The organism is Bradyrhizobium tropiciagri (genome assembly GCF_001189845.1).
Lineage (GTDB): Bacteria > Pseudomonadota > Alphaproteobacteria > Rhizobiales > Xanthobacteraceae > Bradyrhizobium > Bradyrhizobium tropiciagri.
This window is the reverse complement of record NZ_LFLZ01000063.1, coordinates 46,292-52,318: the sequence shown is the minus strand read 5'-3', so window position 1 is coordinate 52,318 and position 6,027 is coordinate 46,292. Positions and strand designations below refer to the sequence as shown.

6 protein-coding genes are annotated in these 6,027 nt (G+C 65.8%); 4 read left to right on the top strand and 2 right to left on the bottom strand.

Translation table 11 applies throughout. The features are described 5' to 3' along the window. Positions 1-165: 165 nt before the first annotated feature. From AKN84_RS34335 to AKN84_RS34320, 4 genes are read left to right on the top strand one after another with little or no spacing between them, the layout of a single operon-like run. Positions 166-960 (top strand): enoyl-CoA hydratase/isomerase family protein, encoded by a 795-nt coding sequence (locus AKN84_RS34335; RefSeq protein WP_050424887.1) that lies wholly within the window; start codon positions 166-168, stop codon positions 958-960. A 3-nt stretch (positions 961-963) separates the two neighbouring features. Next, entirely contained in the window at positions 964-1,713 is a 750-nt protein-coding gene (locus AKN84_RS34330) for an SDR family NAD(P)-dependent oxidoreductase (RefSeq protein WP_050424886.1), read from the top strand. A gap of 1 nt (position 1,714) precedes the next feature. Then, entirely contained in the window at positions 1,715-2,650 is a 936-nt protein-coding gene (locus tag AKN84_RS34325) for an alpha/beta hydrolase (RefSeq protein ID WP_050424885.1), read from the top strand. Beyond that, the gene (locus AKN84_RS34320; protein WP_128971419.1) at positions 2,647-3,840 is read left to right on the top strand and encodes an acyl-CoA dehydrogenase family protein; all 1,194 of its coding nucleotides are present in this window, start codon (positions 2,647-2,649) and stop codon (positions 3,838-3,840) included. Before AKN84_RS34325 ends, AKN84_RS34320 begins: the two co-directional genes overlap by 4 nt. A gap of 231 nt (positions 3,841-4,071) precedes the next feature. Here AKN84_RS34320 and AKN84_RS34315 read toward each other — a convergent pair whose 3' ends face one another. Together AKN84_RS34315 and AKN84_RS34310 are read right to left on the bottom strand one after the other, a co-directional pair. Next, positions 4,072-4,833 carry an NAD(P)H-dependent oxidoreductase gene (locus tag AKN84_RS34315; protein WP_050424884.1) on the bottom strand — a complete coding sequence of 254 codons (762 nt, stop codon included), beginning with the start codon at positions 4,831-4,833 and terminating at the stop codon, positions 4,072-4,074. Between the two features lie 4 nt (positions 4,834-4,837). Then, positions 4,838-5,998 carry an ABC transporter substrate-binding protein gene (locus AKN84_RS34310; protein ID WP_050424883.1) on the bottom strand — a complete coding sequence of 387 codons (1,161 nt, stop codon included), beginning with the start codon at positions 5,996-5,998 and terminating at the stop codon, positions 4,838-4,840. Positions 5,999-6,027: the final 29 nt, after the last annotated feature.

Here is a 6,027-nt window from a genome sequence, read left to right as displayed (position 1 = left end):
ATCGTTAGATGCGTTTCGGGTGAGGGGGAGTTTCCGCGAATCTAGCTGTCGCCGCTTATGCGGAGACAGCCCCTCACCCCAACCCTCTCCCCGTAAGGACGGGGAGAGGGAGCGCACCATCGCCATCCGCTTCGATCTGACCTGCTCTAGGAAAGGTGTCTCGCCATGATCGACAAGGGCCCCGTTCTGCTCGACATCACCGACGGCATCGCGCGGTTGCGGCTCAACCGTCCCGATGCGGCCAACGGCATGAGCGCCGAGCTCTTGAGCGCGCTGTGCGACGCCATCATGGTCTGCCACGGCCATCCGGATCTGCGCGTCGTGCTGCTGAGCGGCGAGGGCGCCAATTTCTGCGCGGGCGGCGATGTCCGCGCGTTTGCCTCCAAGGGCCAGAAGCTGCCGGACTATATCCGGCAGGCCACCGCCTATCTGCAGAATGCGGTAACCGGGTTGCTGAGGCTGGATGCGCCTGTCATCGCCTCGGTGCAGGGCTTTGCCGCGGGCGGCGGCGGCTTCGGCCTGGTCTGCGCCTCCGACATCGTGATCGCGGCGGAGTCGGCAAAGTTCCTCGCCGGTGCGACGCGGGTGGCGATGGCGCCCGATGCCGGCGTCTCCGTCACGCTGTCGCGGCTGGTGGGGTTGCGGCGGGCGATGTCGATCCTGTTGACCAACCCGGTGATCCCGGCGGCCGAAGCGTTGCAGATGGGCATCGTCACCAAGGTGGTGCCCGATGCCGAGCTTGCCGACGCTTCGCTGGCGCTGGCGCGCGAGCTTGCGGCCGGTGCGCCGAAGGCGCTGGCGGCGACCAAGCGGCTGGTCTGGGCCGGCACCGGCACCAGCATCGAGCAGTGCCTGTCGGAAGAGGCGCGCACCGTCGCCGAACTCTCGGGAATGGCCGATGCCCGCGAAGGGCTCGCCGCCGTGATCGAACGGCGCAAGCCAGTTTTCACGGGACGCTGAGAAGTGGCGGGCACCTTGCCATTCGGGCGTCTCGATGGTCGCCGCGCCTTCGTCTCCGGAGGCGCGCGCGGCATTGGTGCCGCGATCGTCCGTAGCTTTGCCGCGCGGCGCTGGGTCGTGATCGCCGATCTCGATGTGGCCGCGGCCTCGGAACTCGCGCGCGAGACGGGGGCTCACGTCGCAGGGCTCGACGTCAGCGATGCGACGGCGGTGCAAACCGTGATGGCGCAGGACGGCCCGTTCGACATCGTCGTCAACAATGCCGGCATCGACCAGCACGCCTTCTTCACCGATACCAGTGTCGAAGATTGGTCCCGTCTGATCGCAGTCAATCTCACCTCGGTCTTGGCCTGCACCCACGCCGCGCTGCCGGCGATGCAGGCGGCGCGCTTCGGCCGCATCATCAATGTTACGTCTGAGGCGGCGCGGCTCGGCTCCAGGGGCGGCGCGGTCTATTCCGCGGCCAAGGGCGGCGTGATCTCCTTCACCCGCAGCATCGCGCGCGAGAATGCGCGCTATGGCATCACCGCGAATGCGATCGCGCCGGGACCGATCCGCACGCCGATGCTGGAGCAGGCGGTCGCGAAAGGCGGCGACAAGATCCTGCAGGCGATGACCGGCGCGACGCTGCTCGGCCGCCTCGGTGAGCCCGAGGAGGTCGCGGCCGCCGCGCTGTTCCTGGCCTCCGATCAGGCCGCCTATATCACCGGCGAGACGCTCGGCGTGTCCGGCGGCATGGGCATCGGCGGCTGAGATGGACAGCGCGGGCAACGATACCGCACACGTCCCGGTCGATCGCGCAATCGAGCGCTTGCGTGCGATTTATCGCGGCTGGACCCGTGACACCACCGTGGCGCAAATGCGCAGCGATTGGGACGAAGCCTTTGCCGGCTGCCCGGTGCCGGTGACGTGCCAGCCGGTCTCCACTGGTGGCGTCGACGGCGAATGGCTCGTACCGTCAGGCGCGGCGCGCGACAAGGCGATGCTCTATTTTCACGGCGGCGGCTTCCGCATCGGCTCGGTCGCCTCGCATCGCGACCTGGCCGGGCGGATCGCGGATGCATCGGGCTGCCGCGTGCTCTCGATCAACTACCGGCTCGCGCCGGAGCATCGCTTTCCCGCCGCGCTGGACGATGCGCTGGCTGCCTATCAGTACCTGTGCGATCAGGGATTACGCCCGGCGGACATCGCCCTCGCCGGGGACTCGGCCGGCGGCAACCTCGTGCTCGCTGCGATGCTGGCGGCGCGCGACCGCGGCCTGCCGCTTCCCGCGGCGGGCGCGCTGATGTCGCCCTGGACGGATCTCGCCGCAACCGGTGCAAGTTACGAGAGCCGGGCCGAGGCCGATCCGATCCATCAGCGTGCGATGATCCTGGCGCTCGCCAGGAACTACGTCGGCAAGGACGGCGATGTCAGTGATCCGCTGGCCTCGCCGCTTTATGCCGATCTCACCGGACTGCCGCCGCTGCTGGTGCAGGTCGGCGATCGCGAAACCGTGCGCGACGACTCAACGGAGCTGGTTGCAAAGGCGAAGGCCGTCGGCGTCGACGTCGAACTCCAGGTCTGGGACGGCATGATTCACGTCTTCCAGATGTTCCCCGAGATTCCGCAGGCGCGAGAGGCGATCGCATCCATCGCAGATTTTCTGCGCAACCATCTTCACATCGGCCATGAGAGGGCGCCACAATGAACGTCATGACCTCGGATCCGCGCCAGCATACCGAAGCCGAATTCCATTTCTCGGAGCCGCCCAATCTGCCCGAGGAGCTGCGCATGCTGCGTGAGCAGGTGCGTCGATTCGTCGAGAAGGAAGTGGTGCCGCATGCCGAGGCGTGGGAGCGCGACGGCAAGATCCCGCGCGAGATCTATCGCCGCATGGGCGCGCTCGGCTTCCTCGGCATGCGCCACGCGGCCGAGTATGGCGGCACCGACATGGGGCCGCTGGCCTCGATGGTGTTCGCCGAGGAACTCGGGCGCTCGAGCTTCGGCGGCTTTACCTCGTCGATCCTCGTGCACACCGACATGTCGGCGGTGCACATCAGCCTGCGCGGCACGCCGGAGCAGAAGCAGAAGTATCTGCCGGCGATTATCCGCGGCGAGACGGTCTGCTCGATCGCGGTGACCGAGCCCGATGCCGGCTCCGATGTCGCGGGCCTCAAGACGCGCGCGCGGCGCGATGGTGATGTCTGGGTGATCAACGGCGCCAAGATGTTCATCACCAACGCGGTCTATGGCGATATCCTGATCGTCGCCGCGCGCACCGATCCTCATGCCAAGGGTAGCCGCGGTATCTCGCTGTTCATCGTCGAGCGCAACACGCCCGGCATCACGGCAACCAAGCTCGACAAGCATGGCTGGCTTTGCTCGGACACCGCGGAGCTCGCCTTCCAGGATGTGCGCGTGCCGGCGGAGAACTTGCTCGGCGAGGAGAACAAGGGTTTCTATGGCATCATGGAGACCTTCCAGAACGAGCGCATCTGCATCGGCGGTATCTGCGCCGGCGAATCCGCCAAGGCGATCGAGCTGACGACGAACTATGTGAAGACACGGCAGGCATTCGGCGGCCCGCTCTGGAATCAGCAGGGCGTGCGGATCAAGCTTGCCCAGCTCGCCGCGAAGGCGGCTGCCGCGCGGGCGCTGGCCTATCAGGCCGCCGAGCTGGCCGCGGCCGGAAAGGAATGTCTTCGCGAAGTGTCGATGGTGAAGGCGCTGTCGCCGGAGGTGCTGCACGAGGTCGTGCATGGCTGCCTTCAGTTACATGGCGGCAGTGGCTTCATGCGCGGCACGCCGATCGAGCGCATGGTGCGCGACGCCCGCGTGCTGACGATCGGCGGCGGCGCCACCGAGGTGATGCTGGAAGAAGTCGCCAAGCGGATGTGATTCTTCCTTACCTCGCCCCGCTTGCGGGGAGAGGCATAGGCCGCCTTTCGGCGGCCGTCTATGGAAGGGACGCCGAAACGAAGTTTCGGCTATGTCGCATCGCAGGTGCGATCCGGGTGAGGGGGAGTCTCCGCGAGTCCTTCCATCACCATGTCTGCGGAAAGCAGCCCCTCACCCCAACCCTCTCCCCGTAAGAACGGGGCGAGGGAGCGCACTTCCGTCGCGGCAACCTTACTTTGCGCCGTTCGAGGAGGTTGCAGATTTGCCCTGACCGACCGCCTGCGCCGCGACGCCCGGCTTCAAGCGCCAGTCCTCGCCAAAATCCGCCAGTGGATGGAAGAACAACGGTTCGGTGGTCTCGAGCTGCCGCAGCCGCGCAGCGTAGTCGTCGAGGTAGCGGTGCCGAGTGGCCTCATCGACGAAATTCACCGAATACGAGACGAACGGCGGCAGCACCTTGCAGCCGGCATAGGCCAGCATGCCGTTCTGGATCGGCCACAGCACGACATCGAGCGCGCCGACCAGCCCGTCGGGCGCGCACATGCCGGGATAGGCGGCGGTCGAGGTCACGACCATGGCGCGGCGGCCGGCGAGACCACCGGTGTCGTAGCGCCGACCGCTGCCGTAGATCGCGCCGTTGACGAACACGCGATCGATCCAGCCCTTCATGATGGCGGGGACGGAGAACCACCACAGCGGAAATTGCAGGATCAGCAGGTCGCACCACAACAGTTTCTCGATCTCGGTTGTGATGTCGCCGCTGAGCGCGCCATGTTGCAGATTGTGTTTCTGCTCGCGGTCATATTGCAGCCGGTCGGGAAACCGCCGCTCGCCAAAATCCTCGGCGGTCGCCACCGGGTTGAAGCGCATGGCGTAGAGATCGGAGATCCTGACTGTGTGCCCGAGCGCGGTCAATTCCGCGACCGACCGCGCCAGCAGCGCAGCATTGAACGACTGCGTCTCTTGATGGGCAAAGACGATCAGGACCTTCATCGCTCTAGTCCACCGGCTTGAAGCTGGGCGTTTTCGCGTCAGCCTGCATGATCTGCAGCTTCTGGTTGGAGAAGCGGACGCCGGGGCCGAAGCTGATCGGCGCCATCACGCCGGTTTCGACATTCTTGGTCTTCTCCAACTCCGCGATGGTGCAGGCCCAGGTCGGCTGCTTGCCGCAGCGCTCGATCGCCGCGATCAGGACCTTCGCGGCGGCATAGCCGGTCATGGTGTAGCGGTTGATGCCCTTGAACTCGGCCTCCGAGACCAGCGGCTTGGCCTTCTCCAGGAACGCCTTGCCGGCCGTGCCGGCGAATGGTTCGACATAATCGACCGCGTAGATGCCGTCGCCCGCCGGCCCCATCAGCTTCAGCACCGGCTCGATGCGGCCGGGCCAGAAGATGCCGGTCACCGGCTTGATGCCGAGCTTCTCGAGCTCCTTCATCATCGCGATGTTCTCGGCGATGATGCCGCCGGCCAGGAACACTTCGGCGCCGGACTCCTTCAGTTGCAGCATGTCGGACGAGAAGTCCTGTTGGCCCTTCTTGTAGTTGCCGCTGTAGACGACATTCAGCTTCTTGGCCTTGACCACGGAATCGAAGCCGTCGCGCACGGTGATGCCGTAATCGTCGTCCTGGGTGATCAGTCCCCATTTCCTGCCGGGGTTCTTGTCGGCGAGGAAATTGATGAGGTGGATGATGCCTTCCTCATAGGATTGCCCGACCACGAACACGTTCTTGCGCGGCGGCTCCCACAGGAACTTGACCGGCGCGACGTCGATCACGGTCGGAATGCCTGATTTCTCCAGCACCGGCATGACAGCGATCGACTGGCCCGAACCGGAGATGCCGATCATCGCGAACACCTTGTCGACGTCGATCACCTTCTTGACGCCCTGGATGGTGCGCGCGGTGACGTAGCCGTCGTCTTCCAGCACATATTTGATCTTGCGGCCGTTGATGCCGCCGGCGGCATTGGCCTCCGCGATCGCGATCTTGTGGCCGATCGAGGCCGCGACGCCGAGCAGCGCCGGGGGGCCGGTCAAGGGTTCGACGTCGCCGATCAGGATCTCGGTGTCGGTGATCCCGGGATCGGCGGCTACAGCCGGGCCGATGGCAAGATGGGCGGTGGAAAGCAGCAGCGCGGCCGCCGCCAGATGTTTGATCATTGTTTCCTCCTCATGGTGTTGTGTCTTTT